The sequence below is a fragment of the Streptomyces sp. NPDC030799 genome, assembly GCF_055572255.1.
On the sequence record NZ_JBVIDS010000017.1, the window covers coordinates 72,336 to 90,802 of the forward strand.

At 69.3% G+C, this 18,467-nt stretch carries 16 protein-coding genes and 2 pseudogenes; 11 read left to right on the forward strand and 7 right to left on the reverse strand.

Annotation, left to right across the window (positions count from 1 at the left end):
* Positions 1-30: 30 nt before the first annotated feature.
* On the forward strand, positions 31-243 hold the full coding sequence (locus ACZ41I_RS35195; RefSeq protein WP_468515974.1) for an RICIN domain-containing protein: 213 nt from the start codon (positions 31-33) through the stop codon (positions 241-243).
* A 155-nt stretch (positions 244-398) separates the two neighbouring features.
* Here ACZ41I_RS35195 and ACZ41I_RS35200 read toward each other — a convergent pair whose 3' ends face one another.
* Positions 399-668, reverse strand: a complete 270-nt coding sequence (locus tag ACZ41I_RS35200; RefSeq protein WP_468515975.1) for a hypothetical protein — start codon at positions 666-668, stop codon at positions 399-401.
* A gap of 191 nt (positions 669-859) precedes the next feature.
* Between ACZ41I_RS35200 and ACZ41I_RS35205 the strand changes: the two are divergent.
* Positions 860-1,131: pseudogene (locus ACZ41I_RS35205) on the forward strand (NAD(P)H-dependent oxidoreductase); the annotation flags it as partial.
* Between the two features lie 193 nt (positions 1,132-1,324).
* On the opposite strand, the gene ACZ41I_RS35210 reads toward ACZ41I_RS35205, so the two are convergent.
* On the reverse strand, positions 1,325-1,786 hold the full coding sequence (locus ACZ41I_RS35210; RefSeq protein ID WP_468515976.1) for a MarR family winged helix-turn-helix transcriptional regulator: 462 nt from the start codon (positions 1,784-1,786) through the stop codon (positions 1,325-1,327).
* 62 nt (positions 1,787-1,848) lie between these two features.
* Between ACZ41I_RS35210 and ACZ41I_RS35215 the strand changes: the two genes are divergently transcribed.
* Entirely contained in the window at positions 1,849-2,220 is a 372-nt protein-coding gene (locus tag ACZ41I_RS35215; protein ID WP_468515977.1) for a hypothetical protein, read from the forward strand.
* A 199-nt stretch (positions 2,221-2,419) separates the two neighbouring features.
* A pseudogene (locus ACZ41I_RS35220) lies at positions 2,420-2,620 on the forward strand (chlorophyllase); the annotation flags it as partial.
* A 634-nt stretch (positions 2,621-3,254) separates the two neighbouring features.
* Here the strand turns inward: ACZ41I_RS35220 and ACZ41I_RS35225 are convergent.
* The 3 genes from ACZ41I_RS35225 to ACZ41I_RS35235 all read right to left on the reverse strand — a co-directional run bounded on the left by ACZ41I_RS35225 (position 3,255) and on the right by ACZ41I_RS35235 (position 5,962).
* Positions 3,255-4,232: a transposase gene (locus ACZ41I_RS35225; RefSeq protein WP_468515978.1), complete on the reverse strand. Its 978-nt coding sequence runs from the start codon at positions 4,230-4,232 to the stop codon at positions 3,255-3,257.
* A gap of 77 nt (positions 4,233-4,309) precedes the next feature.
* On the reverse strand, positions 4,310-4,858 hold the full coding sequence (locus ACZ41I_RS35230; protein ID WP_468515979.1) for a GNAT family N-acetyltransferase: 549 nt from the start codon (positions 4,856-4,858) through the stop codon (positions 4,310-4,312).
* Positions 4,859-5,506: 648 nt separating this feature from the next.
* The gene (locus ACZ41I_RS35235; RefSeq protein ID WP_363221062.1) at positions 5,507-5,962 is read right to left on the reverse strand and encodes a PaaI family thioesterase; all 456 of its coding nucleotides are present in this window, start codon (positions 5,960-5,962) and stop codon (positions 5,507-5,509) included.
* Positions 5,963-6,027: 65 nt separating this feature from the next.
* Here ACZ41I_RS35235 and ACZ41I_RS35240 point away from each other — a divergent pair, with 65 nt between their 5' ends.
* The 4 genes from ACZ41I_RS35240 to ACZ41I_RS35255 all read left to right on the forward strand — a co-directional run bounded on the left by ACZ41I_RS35240 (position 6,028) and on the right by ACZ41I_RS35255 (position 9,287).
* The gene (locus ACZ41I_RS35240; protein ID WP_468515980.1) at positions 6,028-6,456 is read left to right on the forward strand and encodes a MarR family winged helix-turn-helix transcriptional regulator; all 429 of its coding nucleotides are present in this window, start codon (positions 6,028-6,030) and stop codon (positions 6,454-6,456) included.
* Positions 6,457-6,479: 23 nt separating this feature from the next.
* A protein-coding gene (locus ACZ41I_RS35245) for an IS5 family transposase (RefSeq protein ID WP_468516101.1) occupies positions 6,480-7,338 on the forward strand; the annotation gives its coding sequence in 2 pieces (ribosomal slippage) (positions 6,480-6,851 and positions 6,853-7,338; 858 coding nt in all).
* A 322-nt stretch (positions 7,339-7,660) separates the two neighbouring features.
* A complete protein-coding gene (locus ACZ41I_RS35250; protein WP_468515981.1) occupies positions 7,661-8,617 on the forward strand; it encodes a WD40 repeat domain-containing protein in 957 nt (318 codons plus the stop codon).
* A 40-nt stretch (positions 8,618-8,657) separates the two neighbouring features.
* Positions 8,658-9,287, forward strand: a complete 630-nt coding sequence (locus ACZ41I_RS35255; protein ID WP_468515982.1) for a hypothetical protein — start codon at positions 8,658-8,660, stop codon at positions 9,285-9,287.
* 728 nt (positions 9,288-10,015) lie between these two features.
* Here ACZ41I_RS35255 and ACZ41I_RS35260 read toward each other — a convergent pair.
* A complete protein-coding gene (locus ACZ41I_RS35260) occupies positions 10,016-10,186 on the reverse strand; it encodes a hydrophobic protein (RefSeq protein WP_360162700.1) in 171 nt (56 codons plus the stop codon).
* A gap of 658 nt (positions 10,187-10,844) precedes the next feature.
* Between ACZ41I_RS35260 and ACZ41I_RS35265 the strand changes: the two genes are divergently transcribed.
* A complete protein-coding gene (locus tag ACZ41I_RS35265) occupies positions 10,845-12,227 on the forward strand; it encodes a carboxylate-amine ligase (protein WP_468515983.1) in 1,383 nt (460 codons plus the stop codon).
* Between the two features lie 495 nt (positions 12,228-12,722).
* On the opposite strand, the gene ACZ41I_RS35270 is transcribed toward ACZ41I_RS35265, so the two are convergent.
* Positions 12,723-13,490, reverse strand: a complete 768-nt coding sequence (locus ACZ41I_RS35270; RefSeq protein WP_468515984.1) for a sigma-70 RNA polymerase sigma factor region 4 domain-containing protein — start codon at positions 13,488-13,490, stop codon at positions 12,723-12,725.
* A 391-nt stretch (positions 13,491-13,881) separates the two neighbouring features.
* Between ACZ41I_RS35270 and ACZ41I_RS35275 the strand changes: the two genes are divergently transcribed.
* Together ACZ41I_RS35275 and ACZ41I_RS35280 are read left to right on the forward strand one after the other, a co-directional pair.
* On the forward strand, positions 13,882-15,618 hold the full coding sequence (locus ACZ41I_RS35275) for a tetratricopeptide repeat protein (RefSeq protein WP_468515985.1): 1,737 nt from the start codon (positions 13,882-13,884) through the stop codon (positions 15,616-15,618).
* A 5-nt stretch (positions 15,619-15,623) separates the two neighbouring features.
* Positions 15,624-18,446, forward strand: a complete 2,823-nt coding sequence (locus ACZ41I_RS35280; RefSeq protein ID WP_468515986.1) for a CHAT domain-containing protein — start codon at positions 15,624-15,626, stop codon at positions 18,444-18,446.
* The last annotated feature ends 21 nt before the right edge of the window (positions 18,447-18,467 follow it).

Here is an 18,467-nt window from a genome sequence, read left to right on the forward strand (position 1 = left end):
CTGTCTCGCTTCGGCCACGGCCGAGTGGTGATGATCAGAGTACATCTGGCCGAGGCCTTCGGCGGTGATGGCGCGGAGCTGGTCCTCCGTGGCGCCGGCCTGCTGGGCGTCGAGAGGAACCAGGACTTCCTTCTCATGTACGGCAAGTGCTTGACCGTGAAGGGTGGAGGGACGGCCAACAACACCCCTCTGATCCTGTGGCGGTGCAACGGGGCCCGGGATCAGAGGTTCACCTTCCGCTGACTGGCGCTCTCTTGGCCTGGCGAACTGGCCGGTGCAGGGGACCGGCCAGCGCGTCAGACCCCCAGGCTCAACGTGTGGGGGATCACCGGTCCGAGCTCGTCGGCGCAGACAACAGTCGCGGCTTCGGGCGCAGGTGCAGAGCTCGGTGATTGGTGTTAGCCACCGTCAGTCACCTCGGCCACCGGGGAGCAGACACACCAGCATGGTCGCGACGATCGCCGAACAGCCATGGTCCCGACAGACGCCGTGGCGAGGGTGTGGCCGGCTGCATGGGCCCGGTCAACGGCCGGGTGGCCGAAAGCGGCGTAGAACACCGCGCCGATCACCGCGACGCCGAGCGCGGCGGCGATCTGCGGGGCCGTCGACAGCACGCCGGAGGGGATGCCCGCGTCACCGAGTTCGATCCGCACCAGGACGACGTTCACCGCAGGGGTGATGAGCAGGCAGCCGCAACCGACAGACGTATCGAGATGCAGTGACGGCGCCTCTACCCAAGTCGCCGCCCACACCGTTTCCCCGTCTGCGGGAGCCCGGGATCTCACTCAGATCCCGGGCCCCTCGGGCACTGCGGCCGCTTCTCGGGGCAGACGCCAGTGCCCTGCGTCATATCAACTTCGATCTGCTGTTCCCGATCCAGCACGGCATCCTCTACTACCCGGGTATCGAGGTGCTGCCACCGTTCGTGCTGTACGGCGCTGACCGGATGACTGCCGAGGACTACCCGGACGTCGCCAAGGCATGGAAACAGTGCCTGCTCGCCCTGGAGTCGACCGAGCCGATCGCGTTCCGGCGGCGAACTTCGGCGACTACGAGATCCCCTCGCTGCACCTGAAGGACGGACTGGAGACCGCCGGCCGCAGGGGCTTCGGGCTCCACGTCCGCAGCTAACCGCCGACCATGAACACGTCCAACTGGGGCGGGAACCCCAGCAGCACGCGTTACTGACTTCGGCGTTTCAGGGCTATGGCGGTGGGAGGCCGGGCGAGAGCCCGATGCAATCCACCACCTCGAAGCGCCAACGTCAGGAACGGCCCCTCGCTCACGACAGATGAGCGAGGGACCGTCCCGCTTCCCTCGCCCTCTACGGCAGGCCGGCGCGGTCCGCCATCACGCGCAGCGCCTCGTCGAGCGCCTTCCGTTGCTTCTCCGTCAGCCCGGCCACGAACTCCTCGTCCAGGGTTCGCGCCACGGACGTGCACCGTTCCAGCAGGCCTTGCCCCTCCTCGGTGAGTGTCAGTACCTGCCGTCGGCGGTCCCGCGGATCCCGGACCCGCCGAACCGCGCCGAGGCCCTCCAGGTGGTCGGCCAGCGACACCATCAAGCTGGGCGCGACACCCATCCGCGCGGCCAGCTCCTGCTGGGACGCCACGGCGGCAAGGCTGAGCGCGGCCATCAGGCCGACATGCTTGGGTTTGAGGCCCAGCCCCTCGATCTCCCGTGTGAACCGGTCGGTGACCACCGTACCGAGAGTGCCGAGCCTGAAAACCACCGTCGACGTGAGGCCCGAGGTATCGCCAGTCGTCGTCCCATTGACATCGCTCATGACTAAAATGATAGCCTCAAAAAACCATTCAGGGTAAGAATGATTCACGGGGAGACGTAACTGTGAACTCGTCCACCGTCCAGGCCATCCTCATTGGCGCCAACAGCCTCGCCTCCCTCACCTCGGCTGGCTTCTGCATCGCCGGAATGATCAGACCCGGCCTGGCCCTGCCCAACGGCATGGTCGTCAACAGGGGCACACACCTTTACGCGAACGCCTACGGAGCCCGGGCGATCCCCCTCGCCGCCGTCACCCTCGCCCTGTTCGCCCTGGGCGACCGGTCTACCATCGCCCCCGTTCTCGCTGTCGCCGGCCTGGCCCAGATCGGCGACAGCGCGATCGGCGTGCAGCAAAGGAACAAAGGCATGGCCATCTGCGCCGGCTTCCTCGGTGTTCTTCACCTCGCGTCGGCGTGGTGGTTCCACATGCACTGAACGCTCAGTAGCCTGCATCTCGGGCAAGCTTCAGGGCGGCCGATTCCCGCCATCGGCCGGTACCGTGCATGACGAGACCCCGCCTGCCTACTTCCTCCTTACCTCAGGCGGGGCTTCGCTGTGCCGTCACTTCTCACAGACCCGCCGGCATGCGGGCAGGTGATGGGCACGTCGTCGTCCAGGAACTCACCGGGTTCGGCACTCGCTCGGTGGCTTCAGTGCTGCCCTCCTACTGGGCGCCGGGCTCAACGACCCCGACACCGGGAACGTGGTCCACCTGGTCGAGCCACGGATCAAGGCGGGCGTACTGCTCGCCGCGCCCGGCAGGGGCGGCGAAGTCCTCAACGGGCCCATGGCCGAGCAGTGGCCGATCATCGGGGCTGTCGACTTCTCCACGATGCCCTACAAGATCTCGCTGAACGATCCCGAAGTGTTCGAGCGCACCCTGCAGAATGCCTCCTGCTTTTGTGCCTTCGCCGTCGAGATCGACTGGGCCGCCGCGGGCACATCCGGCAAGACGATCCTCAACAACGGCGGACCGGGCTTCCTGTCCGGCGCGGCCCCAAGCTTCCCGCGTACACGCTCGACTCGTCCAACCGACTGCAACGGACAACGTACCGGCGGCATTTCCCGGTCCAGCTCGTAACACGATCATCAGCGCGCCTTCTTCGAAGTGCCATCATTGCCGATGCTGATCGACACCCCCAGTGCACCAGAAACTGACCGCATTCATCTGCACGCAAGTCGACCGCCTCATGTGTCCGCCGACACCCCGTCATAATGTCCCGCCCAACGGCTCTTTCACCCGGTGAAGCCCCCTCGGCTCCCGGCGTTCGCGCCGAGCGGCGCCTCAGCCCGGCCCTCCCACTCGCGCGTGTCGCAGGCCGGGCACCGATGCGCCGAAGGATCGTTCCTGCGCAGCCACCTCGCGGAGGAACGGCCCTTCGCCGTGACGGGCACCCCGGGGCCATGACTTACGGTCTGGGGAGAAATTGAGCTCCGGGCGTGCTGGCCTGGGTTCGGCTGGTGGGTGATCAGCGGACGGTGTCGCGGATGAGGACGATTTCGGTGCTCGTCCGGCGGCGGGTGGCCCGCTGCGCGGATCGGTCGGAGACGAGTGAGGCGATCGCGAGATGGGTCTCGGCGTAGGTATCGCGGCGTCCGGTGAAACGGCGCAGGGGTGCCCATTGGCGGAGTTCGGCGTTGGTGTGCGCCACACAGATCCTCGCCGAGGACTGCCGTCGCCGTGTCTCGCGCCAGGCATGCTTGTCACCGTCGCACGCCTCGTCCTTGGGCTTCTTCGGTGGGGCGCTGACCTGGCCGGGGAACTCTTTGGCCAGCCCGAGGTAGCCGGAATCGACCTTCGCCTTCACGCCGGGACGGGTGCGGAACTGCTCGGCAATGCCCTCGGTCCGCACGGCGGTCTGGTCGTGCATCCGGCCCGGGCGGACCAAGCCGGACAGCAGCAGGCGGCCTTGGCCGTCGCTGAATGTGGTGGTCTTGATGGTGTTCTGCTTGCGTTTGCCGGAGACGAACGCCTGGCGCCCAGGACGGTCGGCCTGCAGGCGGCGGACCTGGGTCTCGGCCCCGTCGAGCCGCAGCTCAACGCCCTCCGCCTCGGCGTAGGCGAAGACGTCCTCCAGCGTCTTCAGCCGCAGGCCGGGCCGGTTGGGCACAGCGAAACCACGGGCTGCCAGCAGCGGGCGGACCTGGCGGATGGCCGCGGAGACGGTGGAGCGATCCACCTCGAAGAGCTCGGCGAGCACCACATGCGGCAACTGGTGGCGTAGATGGACCAGGGTGACCAGCAGCCGATCGAGGAAGACCAGCTTGGGCTTTCTGCCGGCACCCTCCGCCCTCCGACGCTCCCCGCCCCGGGCCTCGCGGAGCGCGGACTGCCGCGCAGCCTCCCATGCCGTGGCGAGTTCGGCGAACAACTCGGCGGAATGTGCGCGTGAGACGCCGGACAGGGCAGGCTGGGAACAGGCCGTACGGGCCCAGGTCAGCTTCACAACTCACCCAACCCGTGCGGCCCTTCTCGTGTCACGGCCCAACCGGGACGATCGCCATGTCCGCCGAGACCGTAAAGCTACCCGGCCTGAATGGCGTCTGCCGAAACCTCGAAGATGATCGTGAGTCCGTCGCGCTCGTCCCCCTGCTCGCCGATGCGCGTGAAGCCGAAGCCCTCGATGCACGCCAGGGAGGCGGTATTGTCGGATCCGATCCTGGCGCGCACGGTCCTGACGTCGGGGTCGGCCGCGGCCCTGACGAGCAACGCCCTCAGCATGGCGCGGGCATAGCCCTGGCGGCGGTACCCGGGCACGACGGTATAGCCAACCTCGACCATGCCGGCCTCATCCGGCGGCCCGTGGAACCCGGCGTCGCCAATGACGACCCCGTCCGGCTCGGACACCGCGGCACGCGTGATCCAGGGCGCGGCAGAGGGGTCCTTGGCGAGCTGGTCGGCGCGGTAGCCGAAGATCCAGCGGGCTCGCTCACCGACGAAGTGTTCGTCAAGGACGACCCCGGCCTCGGCGCTGCCGCCAGCGAGGTCACCGTCGGCAAGCGCCCGCAGTGCCTTTGCACTGAGCTCGACGAAACGGACGCGTTTGGGGGCGGAGAGAGGTTCGTTGTTCATCGCGGTGATGCTCACCCAGAGCCGGAGAGCTGTCCACCGGTTTACGGCCTTGGCGGACATGGAGACGGCCACACGGACGCCGCGACACCTACACCGAGACCCATGTCGCGATCGTCTCGCTCGTATCCGACCGATCCGCGCAGCGGGCCACCCACCGACGGACGAGCACCGAACTCGTCCTCGTCCGCGTCACCACCTGCTGATCACCCACCAGCCCAGCACGCCCGAAGCTCAATTTCCCCCAGGCCCGTTACCTCGTGGCGACGCCATCGCGCCCGAGTTACGGCCCGGGATGCACCACGTCGCACGGGCCCCGCCCCGGCCACCGACGGGTGAAGTCGGCCATCGCCGGAACGGGGCCCGAGCAGGGCGTCCGGCTCGGTGACCAGAGCTGAACACCGAGCGGACCTGCCCATGGTGGGCGTTTCAACTGTGGACGCATCCGGGAAAAGATGCCACCCGGTGACGGCCTCGTGCATGGGGCCCCCTCGGTCTCGGGGGCGACGCCGTAGCCGAGGCCGACGGTGCCCGTCTCGTCCGGGGGCCGAAGAACCCGATGCCGCCGATCACCGTCTCGTCCTCCGCGAGCAGGATCTGCAGCGGTCCGAACAGTGGCTCGGCCGGCGGGGACGCGAGGATGGATTTTGATCAGCTTGCTGCCTGGTCGGCGGAATCCGGCAGGACGGTTTCAGCGACGGCGATAGTGCCCTGAGCGATCGCGCAGAGCGTCTGAGCCCCATCGGAGTTCATCATGAAAAGGTCGCAACGGCAGACAACCCGAGTGCGGCCGGGGCGCACGACCCGGGCATGGGCCCGGAGTACTTCGCCCCGGGCAGGACGTAGGTAGTCGATGGTGTAGCCGGCGGTGAGCAGCCCAGGGCCGGCGACCGTACCGGCAGCGAAAGTGAGCGCATTGTCGGCGGCATAGCTGAGGACACCGCCGTGAACGAAGCCGTTCTGCTGGCGCAATTCGTCGCGGACGTCCAACTCCAGGACGGCGGCGCCGTCTCCGAAAGCCGTCAGCCGGGCGCCGAGGTAGATGCTGAAGGGCTGTGAGGCCAGCACCTTCCGGGCGAGTGCCAGATTCGGGGTGTATGCGTTCACCGCAACCTCACTTCACTAGTGGACTGAGCATCGCGTCGCACGGCTCGTCCTGTCAAGATCGGACCATGCCGCCTGATACTGACCAACGCCTGTTCTTCCTCCTGCAGCGAGCCGCACATACCCTGCGTTTGGCCGCGGACCGCCGCTGCCTGGCCGCTGCTGGGGTCACCACCGCCCAACTCGGTGCCCTGTTCGCCGTGCGAGACCAGCCGGGCCTGACACAGCAGGGACTCGCCCGCGCCCTCGGCCTGCGTCAGTCTGCGGTGACGCCGCTGGTCGGCCGGCTCACCGCTGCCGGGCTCTTGACCAAGAGTGCCCACCCCCAGGAACACCGTGCAGTCGTACTGCAGCTGACGCACGCGGGCGCGGCGGCACTGCGCAACGCCGGTCCAGAGATCGACCGGTTCAACGCGGAAATGCGCGATCTCCTCGGCGACGACGACTTCACCCATGCCGCGGCAGCGCTGCACAAGCTCGCGCACTGGCACGCCTAGGCCGTTTTCCTTCGGATCATCTGATCGTTGGTCAATGCGTGTCGTTGACCGACGCCCAGTGGGCGAGGATCGAGCCGTTGCTGCCGGACCGGACGCCGAAGCGGGGCGGGCGGTGGCGTGATCACCGGCAGGTGATCGACGCGATCGCGTTCAAGTACCGCACCGGCACTGCGTGGATGGACCTGCCCGAGCACTTCGGCTCATGGAAGGGCGCTCACAACCGGCTGCGGAAGTGGGCTGCCGACGGCACGTGGGAGAAGGTCTTCACCGCTCTGCTGGCCCAGGCCGACGCCGAAGGCGACCTCGACTGGATCGTCGCGGTCGACTCCACGATCATGCGGGCTCATCAGCACGCTGCCGAGGCCCGTCAAAAGGGCCCCGGTCGGCGAGCCGGACGGCCATGCCCTCGGACGGTCCCGCGGCGGACTGACCACCAAGATCCACCTCGCCGCCGACCGCCGCTGCAGACCGCTCGCCTTCGTCCTCACGCCGGGTCAGGCCGGTGACACGCCCGCGTTTCCCGAGGTCATGGCCCGCCTGCGGGTACCGCGGCCGATCGGCCGGCCCAGGATCACACCGGAAATGATCCTGGTCGACAAGGCCTACTCGTCGCGCGCGATCCGAACCCGTCTTCGGCAGCGCGGGATCCGGGCGGTCATCCCGCAGCCCGCCGACCAAACCGCGAACCGCAAACGGCGCGGTCGGCTCGGTGGCCGTCCGCCGGCCTTCGACCGCGAGGCATACAAGCAGCGCAACACCGTCGAACGTTGCATCAACAAGCTCAAGCAATGGCGTGGCCTGGCCACTTGTTACGACAAGACCGCCACCATCTACCTCGCCGGACTCCACATCGCCGCCATCTTCATCTGGTCGGCGAGATGATCCGAAAAATGCCTAGGTCGGTGGGGGAAGGAGCGCTCCCCTGACGGGAGGGGCATGCCATGTCAACGGACGGGACGCAGAGGGACATGGCGGCGGCAGGGCCGCACTATTCCCGCCCAGCCGGCTGCGGTCGGCCGCCCACCTCGACAGCCCGGCCACCGGTACATCAGCGCGACGGCCGAACCGGTAGCGGTCCGGCACGCACATGCGGTCCGCAAAATGCGTAACCGATCTACGCAGCAAGGCGGTTGTCATGACTGCGCACGCCCCGAAGGATCAGGGCAGCACAACAACGCAGGGCGTCGGTGCGTGGGAGGGCAGGTTGGGCAGATTCCGGTTCCGGCCCAGTTACCAGGCGGTGTGCGAGGTGACGGTCGCCGACCGCCGCCTGGTGGCCTACTCCGGGCACCGCAAGGTGATCCGGCTCGCCGACCCGTCCGCCCGCGAGGACATCGCGGTGATCACCGGCTCGCGCGCATGGATCCGTGCACTGTGCGAGGTCCCCGTGGACGGCGGGACGCGGCCGGCGTCCGGCGGCCGGCGCGGCGTCCTCTGCCTGTGGAACCCCGGCGCGCCGAGCGAACCCCCGGTCCGGCTGAAGGGTCATCGCGGCTGGGTGAACGCCGTGTGCACCGTGTGCCTTTCCGGGCAGGAGCTGCTGGCGTCGACGGGCGCCGACCGCGTCGTACGCCTGTGGGATCCCAGTGACGGCAGCCTGGTGCGCGCGATCGACACCGGCTCCGGAAAAGGGTGGATCTTCGCCCTGTCCACGGTACGGACGGGCGGCCGGACGCTGATCGCGGCCGGGCACGGCCTCGGCTCCGTGACCGTCTGGCACCCCGAGTCGGGGCCGCGCCATGCGGAACTGACCGGGCACCGCGGATTCGTGTGGACGCTCTGCGAGGTCTCCGACGGCGACCGCACCCTGCTGGCCTCGGGCAGCCGGGACGGGATCGTGCGGCTGTGGGACCTGGAGGAACACCAGGAATCGCGGGCGCTGACGGAAGGCAGCGGACCGGTGTACGCCCTCTGCCAGGCGGACGTCGGTGAGCGCCGGCTGCTCGTGGTCGGCGGCGACGGCCCCGGGACCGCCGTGCGGGACCCCTCCACGGGCGAGCACCTCGGCGCCCTGGGCACGGACCTCGCCGGTCTGCTCAGCGGACGCGGCTGGGCCCGGGCGGCCTGCCAGGTGCGGCCCTTTGACGGGCCGCACCTGGTCGTCACCGCGGGCTACGACGACGACCCGCGGGTGTGGGACGTGGCGAAGGAGCACTCATGACGGCACCGGGGCCCCTCGGGCAGAGCCGGGTGAGGTGGCGGTGAACGCCGCTTACGGCGCCGTGCTGGTGTCCCTGGCGTTGGCACTGTGGGACCTGCTGCGCATCTTGCGACACGACCCGCCCCGCTGGCGGGACCGGCTGAGCCTGGGGGTGTGGGCCGGGGTCGGCACGTTCGCCGCCGAGCGCTGGACCCCGGGCTGGATGGCGGTCGTCGCCTGGGTGATTGCCGGGTTCTGCGTGCTGGGTGCGGTCGTGGCCACCGTCCTGCAGACCGTGGTCCCCTCCATCCCGGTGGTCGAGGAGCAACAGCTGCGGCAGCGCGTGCTCGCGGTGTGCGGACCGGACGGCCCCGAGTCGACCACGGTGGGGGTCTCGAGCACCGGATTCGTCGCTGTCCGGACGCGAGGGGAACGCCTTCCCGTCATGGCCGCGCGGCTGGAGCGCGGTTGCCCCTTCTGTTTCGTCGAGGAGATCCTCACCGCCGTCGGTGAGGACGCGGAGCGCGCTGTCGAGCGGTACCGCGGCGAGCGCTCCCGCGGCGTCAACGCCATGGCCGTACTGACCCGTGCCGCCACGGGTGCCCGCCGCCGGCGAGCCGAGATCCTCCCGATGACCGGCAACCGCAAGCCGTTCCCGCACGCGGGGTGTCTCACGCACGCCCTGCTCTGATCGCCGGGCGGGCTCATCGGGACGGCGTGCCCGAGGGCTCCGCTGGTCCTCCGGTTCGACGCACGCTCAGAGGAAGGCCGACCGTGCTGCCTGTGCTGTTGAGTGTCCTGGGGACTCTGCTCCTCGTCGTCGCCGTGCTCGCGCTGATCGTCGGCGGGCGACGGCTCCGACGCCCCGAGGCACGGCCCGTGCCCTGGCGCCTCCTGGCCGCGTCGACCCTACCGCGAGCATGGACGACAGCGCCGTCTTCTCCTCGTCGGTGGTAGTCAGCTTCCAGACCGACTTGATGTGGGTGTAGTCCTTGGCGTACGTGCACCAGAAGGCATGGTTGGTGGGCTTCCAGTCGGCCGGCCCGCTGTCGGATTTCGAGCTGTCGGCCGACTCTGACGCTATGGGAGGACGCCCCGCTCCCAAGGTGGTTCGAGTGTGATCACACGAGCCAGCGTGGTGGGGGTCAAGGCATGCGGCTGCCGTCGAGCGTGAGTGGGGCGGTGAAGGCGCCGGATGTGAGCATCGGCCCCGCAGCTTTAGGAGGCGCAGGGTTCCACTGCTGCTTCTGCGAGGCCGGTGCATCACCCACGTACCCTCTGATCCACCCGATACGCCCGATCCGTCCCAGCAGGGATGTACCCGTAACGCATGAAGTGGGCCCGGCCGTCTGCGGCCGGACCCACTTCGCCATGTGTTGCCCGCGCGGCCCTTTCACGCTGCGCGCGGAGGGCTTGTTGCTACCAGCGGTACCAGCGGCCCTTGCGGCCTGCGCCGTCTGCGGTTCGGACGACGAAGCCGAGCAACCACACGATCAGCACGATCACCGCGATCCACCACAGCGCCTTCAGTGCGAAACCGGCGCCGAAGAGGATCAGGGCCAGCAGGAGAACCAGAAGCAGGGGAACCATCGTTATCAACCTCCTGGCCACCGGATGCCCTTACTTCAGCCCTACAAGCACGCAAAATATGAATTATTTCCATCGGGCTAAGGGCATGTGCACGCCGTCACCGCTTCCCCCACGCGCCCATCTCACGCACCACCAGTCCCCTGCCGCCGACCACTCAGGGTTAAGAACAAAGGTTTGTCGCAGGCAGGGGGCAAGGCAGCCCATGCTGCCGGACCCGTCCACAGCACCGCCTCGACCCAGCCACCGCCCAGGAACAAACAAGCGACCACACCTGCGGATTGCCTGAATCACCACGCCGCACACGCCGTCACGCGAGCGATCATCTCCGGTCGGCGTTAGATCACGTGGCGCGACACAAACCACCCCGGACAGCGGGCATCCCGGCGCAGAACCGGAGAGACAGAAAACTGACCTCAGCAGGAGCGAACCGGTTGGCCTCGACGACCGAACCGGCCATCGCCCGCAGGTAGAAGGCATCGGCCACCGACTCGACCTGAACCTGCCCGGAAACCTCGAACGGCTCTACCCGATCGAGGGGTAAGTCCGATCACCGGCGCCGGCACCGGCGCGCCCACCGCCGGGGGAGCCGGTCGAAAACCGGACGAGCATGCCGTTTCACCGCCTGTATGGCAGGGTCCTCTGCCACAGTGCACACACCATGACCAGTCAGTCGCAGCAGCAATCACCGCCGGACGACGTCCCTGCCGCTCGCCCCGACGCCCTCGAGGGGATGTCCGCTCTGCTGACGGTGGGAGTGGAGGAGGAGTTCCTCCTCATCGATCCCGTCAGCAGGGCCGTCAGCCCTCAGGGCCCGCAAGTGGCCGCCGCGGCAGCCAGTGAGCTCGGCCACCGCGTCGGCACCGAATTGACCCGCTACCAGGTCGAAGGCCGTACCGACCCGCACACCTGCTTGAGCAAGGCAGCCGAAGAACTCCGCGCCACCCGAACGGCTCTGGCACGTGCGGCCGCAGGCCGCGGCCTGCGCATCGCCTCCAGCGGATCCCCGATCATCGGACTGGTCACCCCCGTGCCCATCACGCCAGGCACGCGTTACGCAGAGAGCCTGTCCCTCTTCCGCGCGCTGGACGACGAGCAGAGTGCGTGTGCGTGTCACGTGCACGTCGGCGTGGCCGATCCGCATGAAGCGATCGAAGTGAGCAACCACCTGAGACCCTGGCTGCCGACGCTGACCGCGCTGGCGGCGAACTCACCGTACTGGGACGGCCGCGACACCGGCTACGCCAGCTGGCGCACCACCACCTGGGGGCGGTGGCCGGTGGCCGGCCCGCCGCCCTACTTCGACTCCCCCGCCCATTTCCAGGACCTGGTCGAAGAACTCATCCGCACGGGAGCGGTCATGGACCGCGGCGGCCTTTACTGGGACATCCGCCCCTCCCACCACCAGCCCACGGTCGAGGTACGTGTCGCCGATGCAGGACTCACCCCCGAGGACACCATCCTGCTCGCCGCCGTCATCCGCGCCCTCGTCGCCACCGCCCTCGAGGCCATCCGCACCGGCGAACCGGCCCCCCGCCCCGCCCCCGAGATACTGCGCGCGGCCTGCTGGCGAGCGGCACGCGACGGTCTGACCGGACACGCCCTCGACCCCATCAGCCGCCAACTGGTCCCTCAGACCACGCAGGTCGAAAGCATGCTGCGGGCCCTTGCCCCCGCCCTGCGTCACAACGGTGATCTCGACCTCGTACGCACCCACTGGGATCGCCTGCGCACTCAAGGAAGCGGAGCCGACCGGCAGCGCGCCGCCTACCGCCACCACTCCAGCCTCCACGACGTCGTGGACCATGTCATCGAGGCCACCTGCACCTCGCAGACAACCCGAGCAGCAACACCAGCCCTGCCCACCGGGCAAACCCATCCACTCGGGAGCCCGAACGACGCGCTTGGACGGCCCGGCGAAAGCGGCCGGGAGCCCGACCCAGGACCGCCGGCGGAAACTCAGCAGGCGGCCAGGGCCCGCGGGCAAGACAAGGGACCGGACCGGGCGGGGCCCGGACTGGCAGAACATCGCGGCGCCAGGTAGGCACGGACAGCACCCGGGCCCGGACGGCACGAAGCCAGCCACCCGGCCGGAAGGGCGCAAGACCACCCGGCCGGGAGCCGGGCCGGGACGGGACGCCATCAGACGAACTTCCCGATCGGCCGCGACGCGTGACGGGGCGGCCGGACCAGGCGAAGCATGGCCCGGTCTGAAGCCGGCCCTCACCAGGGTCAGGCAGGTGCAGCAGGGGCAGCCGGCCGAAAATCCTCACGCATCTGGGACAGGGCGAGCCGGACCGGCGCTGGCACGGCAGAGACAGTCCCGGCGACGTCCATCAGCGGGTGCACCTGCGTGCGGCTGGTGCCGAACTCCGTGAAGCAGTACGACGCCGAACGCGAGGAGGAAGCGCAGTGTCTTCGATCGCTTTGCTGCAGCCAGCCCGGCCTGAACTGAGGTCATGCGGTCAGCGACAGCTCCGCTCCCCAGCGCTGTTGGCACGGGAAGCGGTGCTGTTGCCCGTCGGTGCAGGCTGTTGGCTTACGTGCTCACCGCGGGGCGTACTCCTGGATGTGCTGGCGTACGGCAGGCTTGGGTCGGGAGGCAGTTCTTGGTTGGGGTCTCCTGATGCCACCACCGGGCGGTGCCCTGCTCGCCCTGGGCGAGGTGGTGAAGGTGGAGGCAGTGGAAGCGTCTGGAGCGTAGGGAGGAACGGTGTCGCGGGGAACGTTGCGTTCCTTGACGAGACAGGCCCTGGACAGCAGGTCGTCGAAGCGGGCCATGGAGTTGTCCCTTCGTCGGTCTCGGGCGGGTAGAGGGGCTCTTCAGGTAGGGCTCGGCATGGCGCTGGCTGGAGTGCACCATGGCCGGCGTGAGGCCCAGGACTTCGAAGGCCCGTTCGGTGGGCATGCGCCACAGGATGCGCAGGGCGATCACGTCGAACTGGTTGGCGGGCAGCCGGCTCATCACCTGGAACAGTGCGACGGTCTCGCTCAGTTGGCGGATGCGTGCTTCCTCGTCGGTGAGGTAGGTGAGCACGACGGTGTCGAAGGCCGCCTGGCTGAAGCAGGGGCGGCCGTCGATATGGGGGGTGCTGGACATGACGGTGCGTCGCAGTACCGTCCAGGCGTAGCGGCGGGTGTCGGGGCCGGCCAGAGCGTCGTTCCAGGACAGCCAGAGGATGTCGAAGGTGTCGGGGACGGCGGCCTCACACTGGAGGTCGTCGGGGATGAAGGCCTGGGCGTACAGGAGGTAGTCCTGCTGCCCGTGGAAGCGGCGAAAAGTGGCGACCGCTCGCACGGTGGCCAAGCGCAGTTCCACAAGAGGCTCGGGCCGGCCCTGCGGCGGCGACTGCCGGCCGTTAGCCCGGGTGCGACCGTTCGCCCGTATCGCCTCCGTGTACGGCGTACCGGTGGACCGGCTCTGCTCTCGGATCTCCCGCAACATCAGCAAGAACGCCACCCACCCGGACGACCTCAGCCACGGCGCCGGGACCGCCTCGGACACGTCACCAGGATTGTCCGACCGTCCCTGAGATCATTGTTTGTACGGAAATCGCTCCGGGTAGCGTCGAGTTCCTGAGGGGTGTTCGGGAGTGCTGCCAGGAGGTCCGTGGTCGCGGCCGCGACGAGACCGACCGGCAGGAGCCGACGGGGGGCTCGTAGTGCCTTTGGGAGGTCGCCGGTTGAAACCGGCCGGGATGAGCACGGACGATCCGAAGCTGTACGAGGTCGACCCGCTCGAATACATCGCCGCACGCGTCTTCGCCGCGACGCCGCCCCACGTCACGAACGAGGTGGCGACCCTGGCCATGAAGGCGTCCGGTTTCCTCGCGGACGAGGCGCTTCCCGAGGCATGGCGGCGCACGTTCGTGCAGACCCTGGCCGACGCCTGCCGTACCGGCTCCGGCCGGCCACGGATCAACGCCATCGGCCTGCTCACCAGCATCGCGGACTCCTGCGGACTCGTACGCGAGACGCTCGCCGAACTCCAGGCGGACGGCACGTGGGAGGTTTGCCGGACGGAGTTCGCCCAGCATGTCGCGTCTCTGCCCGCCCCTCCGGAAGACGCCCTCGAACGCATGGCGTGGACGTTCGCCAGGAAGACGGCGAGCCTCTACCTGCCCCCTCGCATGTCGGGCGAGCCGATCTTCACGCTCGTCGGCCCGGACGAGTCCAGGCGGCGGGAACGCGCCGACGACTTCACGCGCAAGGCACTTGCGGCCGGAGGCCGCGGTGCCCACCGCGAGGCAGCCACGTGCTGGGCGGAGGTCGCACGGCTCCTGCCGGACAACCGCAATGCCCGTTTGAGCCGTGCACTGTGCCTGATCCACGCCGGCGACGGCGACGAGGCGATCGGGTTGCTCGACGTGCTGTGCCATGAGGAGCCGGACAACCCCGCGTACCATGCCGCACGCGGCACAGCCCTCCTCGTGACCGACCGGGACGACGAGGCACTGGTGGCCATGGACCGGGCCCTGGAACTCGACCCCGGGCGTGCGTCCGCGCTTCTGAACAAGGCCCGAGTGCTGGCCGGACGGGGACGGCACCTGGAGGCGGAGGAGCTCCTGCGCACGGGGGCGCGCGCCGGCACCTGGAAGCTCCCGCCGGAGCAGGTGGACGACGCCGCCCGCGCGTTGGCCGGCCATGCGGCGGAGGCGCTCGCGGGCCGGCGCTTCGGCTCGCTGGCCCACGTGGCCGCGGCCGGGTGCGAGGTGCAGCCCCAGGTCACCGAGTGGTGGCTGATGCGTGCGCTCGCCGCAAGTGAGCTGGGGCGCCCGGCGGAGGCGGAGGAGTACCTCGCCCGGGCGGGGCAGGGCCGACCGGACGTCGAGACCGCGCTCATGCGGGCCGATCTGGCGTTGCGGGCCGGTGACCTGGCGACCGCCGCCGCCTGCGCCGACCTCGTGCTGGCAAGGGAGCCGGCCTCCGCAGCCGCACTGTGGATCAGAGCCCATGCGGCCTGCGGTGCGGGAGAACTGGACACGGCGGTGGGCCTCTACCGGCGCTATCTGGCATTGCGTCCCCACGACGGCAGAACCTGGAACGACCTGGGAATCACTCTCCAGCAGACCGGGGACCGGGACGACGCCCTCGCCTGCCTCCGAAGGGCCGTCGAACTGAGCCCCGACGAAGGACTGCACTGGGCCAATCTGGCCCTGGCCGCCCTCAACGCCGCGGAAGACGGCGCGGACGGATCGCTCATCCGGGACTGCCTCCTGCGTGCCCGGCAGTTGGCGCCGACGGCTCCGACGACCCTGCTGGCCGTTGCCGCCTTTCACCTGGCGACGGGCGACGTGGGCGAGGCGGAACGGACCGCGGCCCAACTCCTGTCTCGATCCCCGGACCACGCACAGGCACAGGCCATCATGGCTGCCTGTCGTGACCTGCGGGCCTCGCAGCCGCACAGCGGCGACTTCCCGGAAGGCGGGGGATGACCGCCGTGAACACCGCCACTCTGCTCTCGGTACTGGAATCCGCCGACACTCCGCTGCCGGTGAAGTTGAGCGCCGCGGCGAAGGCGATAGACGCCAGACTCGAACCGGCCGCGATGAACCGTGTCGTCGCCGCCCTGTCCACCCTGTCGGGCACGGCGCTGGAGGTCGCCGACGCCGCGACCGTCTCCTTCCTGCTGGGAGCGGCCTTACGCACGCTCGCGGAGGAGCAGCCGGCCTACGACCGGCTCGCCGACGCCCTGGGCCTGATGCGCGACGCCCCCGAGGTCGCCATGGCCGATTACATCGTCAGCAGCTATACCGCCTGCGCGCTGGCACTGGGCAGGAGCGAGGAGGCCCTGCGCCGACTGCGGGAAGTCGTCCCGGACGAGGGACCGACGGCACAGATGGCGCTCGGCATGGCGCGGCTCCTGGCGTCGTCGGGACGGATCGACGAAGCGATCGCGGTGCTGACCGAGACCGCCCAAGCCGGCCGGTCCACCCGCCCGGAGACCGCGGAGTTGTTCCGCTGGTGCGGCATACTGCGCGAAAGGAGCGGTCGGAGCGATGCGGCGGTCGCGGACTTCCGGACCGCCGACGCGATGATGTCCGACGATGTGCCGCCCGAGCCACGGGCGTTGACCGCTGCGAGTCTCAGCGCGGCGTTGCACAACATCGGTCGATGGGACGAGGCGGCCCAGGTCGCCGATCGCGCGATCGAGCTCGCGAGGGCGGGAGGGGCACCGGACGTGCTGGCCGCCGCACTGCTGGCCCGGGCCAACGTGTGCAACGGCAGCGGGCAGACGCGACTGGCCCTGCGTCACTACCACCAGGCGCTCTTGGAACATGCGAAGGTCGGCAGACGCGACCAGGAGGTGACGCTGCTCAACAACATCGCCACCTGTTACTTGGAGCTCCGCCAGGTGGCCCTCTCCGTAACCTATCTAGGCTGGGCGCTGGATTCCGCCACGGAGCTCGACGACCGCGAGAACAAGGCTCTGGCCTTGCTGAACCTGTCTTACGCGTCCGAGCCCCGGGAGGCACGGGGACTGATCACACAAGCCTGGGGCATCTACGCCCAACTGGGCGACCGGCAGGGGCAGGCTGTCGCCCTCCGGTACCTGGCGCAGGTGCTGGACAGGCAGGGGGAGCAGTCGGACGCGCTGCACTTCCTGGGCATGGCCTCGGACATCTGCTCCGCCATGGGCGATTCAAGTATCCTCGCCACCATCCACGAGGAGATGGGGGACCTTACTGCCCGCCTCGGGCTACCGGACGCCGCCTGGGAGCACTACGAGCGGTCGTGGGCAGCGCACGAGGCCGTCCGTCGGCTGACCTTCGCCGAGTCCGTGCAGCTGGGTCTGAGCGAAGCCACCCGCGACTGTGTCGCCGGTGCGATGTCACTGGCCCTTGCCATGGCGGAGAACAGCCGGCGCACGGCCGACGCCCGCCTGTGGCGGTCACGCCTGTTCGCCGCACTGGAACGGAGCCGGGTGCGGGTCCTCGTGGACCGGCTGGGGTCCACGCCCACGGCTGCCGCGGCCCTGCCCGCCGAGGTCGGCGACCGACTCGCCGACCTGGCCGGACAGGTCCGCATGCGGCAACGGCTGCTGCAGAGCGATCGCTCCGCCGGGGACACCGAGCCCGAGCGGCTGCGGCTACTGAGGCAGGAACTGCAGCGGGCGAAGGAGGAGTTCGATGAGTACGAGGCGTTCGCCTCCCAGTCCTTCCCGACCTACCGGTCCTTCACCTCGGTCGAGTCGGGTGACGAGTCCGACCTCGACACCCGTGCGGGAGAGCGGGTCGCCGTCGTCGAGTACGCGGTCGTCGGGGGGGAGCTGATCAGCCTGGTCCGGCATCACGGGGAACTGTCGGTCCACCGGCACGGTGACGCCGCCGACATCGCATCCCTCGACCACGAACTGGCCGACGTGTGCTGGGACAGCCCGGACACGAACCGGATCACCTCGCTCTCCCGGCTCCTGCACACCCGCCTGCTGGAACCCGTCGAGCGCGCCGGAGTGCTGTCCGCAGCGACCGAGCTGATCGTCGTACCCACTCCCGAGGTGTTCGAGTTCCCCGTGGAAGCACTGGCGGGCGCGGACGGCTACGTGTTCGAGAGGTACGCGGTGTCGTACCTGCCCTCCCTGTCTGTCTCCCGGTTCCTGCGCGGGCTGCCGGACACTTTCGAACCCGCCCTGATCATGGCCAACCCGGATGGGACCCTGCCGGGCGCGGAGGACGACGTGGCGGCGCTCCGCCGGTACGTGCGTCACCTCGCCGGAGGCACCGCCTTCATCGGTGAAGCGGCGACGAAGGCGGCGTTCACGCAGTGGGCGCCCACGGCACGGCTGCTGCACCTGGCCGCGCACACCGACCTCCAGCAGGACGCCCCGGCGTTCTCCGGCATCGTTCTGGCCGGTGGAAGCCCGGACGGCTCGGGAAACCTGGAGGTCCGGGACCTGCTTCCGGTCCGGCTCGACTCCTGCCTCACCGTGCTGAGCGGCTGCGAGACGGGGTGGGGCTCGGTCAAGGGCGCGGACGAGATGATCGGATTCGTACGGGCGTTCCTCGCGAGCGGCTCCTGCGCGGTGCTGGCCACCCGGTGGCCGGTGCGTGACCGTCCGACGAGCCTGTTCATGCAGGCCTTCTACGAAAGCCTCATCGACGGCGGCCTTCATCCGCTGGAAGCGCTCGCCCGGGCGCGCGCCCGCCTGCGCGAGCACCGTTCCTTCCGGCACCCTGCCTTCTGGGCGCCGTTCACCTACTTCGGGCTGCCACCCGGTTGGGGGCGGCAGACGACCACCGGCCGACAGAACCGGTCGATGTGACCCCGACTTCCTCCCGTGGCC

Excerpts from the sequence above, each read along its gene's own strand:
- ACZ41I_RS35195 (WP_468515974.1), top strand. The coding sequence starts at position 31 with ATGATCAGAGTACATCTGGCCGAGGCCTTCGGCGGTGATGGCGCGGAG.
- ACZ41I_RS35210 (WP_468515976.1), bottom strand. The coding sequence starts at position 1,786 with ATGAGCGATGTCAATGGGACGACGACTGGCGATACCTCGGGCCTCACG.
- ACZ41I_RS35230 (WP_468515979.1), bottom strand. The coding sequence starts at position 4,858 with ATGAACAACGAACCTCTCTCCGCCCCCAAACGCGTCCGTTTCGTCGAG.
- ACZ41I_RS35240 (WP_468515980.1), top strand. The coding sequence starts at position 6,028 with ATGCCGCCTGATACTGACCAACGCCTGTTCTTCCTCCTGCAGCGAGCC.
- ACZ41I_RS35260 (WP_360162700.1), bottom strand. The coding sequence starts at position 10,186 with ATGGTTCCCCTGCTTCTGGTTCTCCTGCTGGCCCTGATCCTCTTCGGC.
- ACZ41I_RS35265 (WP_468515983.1), top strand. The coding sequence starts at position 10,845 with ATGACCAGTCAGTCGCAGCAGCAATCACCGCCGGACGACGTCCCTGCC.
- ACZ41I_RS35275 (WP_468515985.1), top strand. The coding sequence starts at position 13,882 with ATGAGCACGGACGATCCGAAGCTGTACGAGGTCGACCCGCTCGAATAC.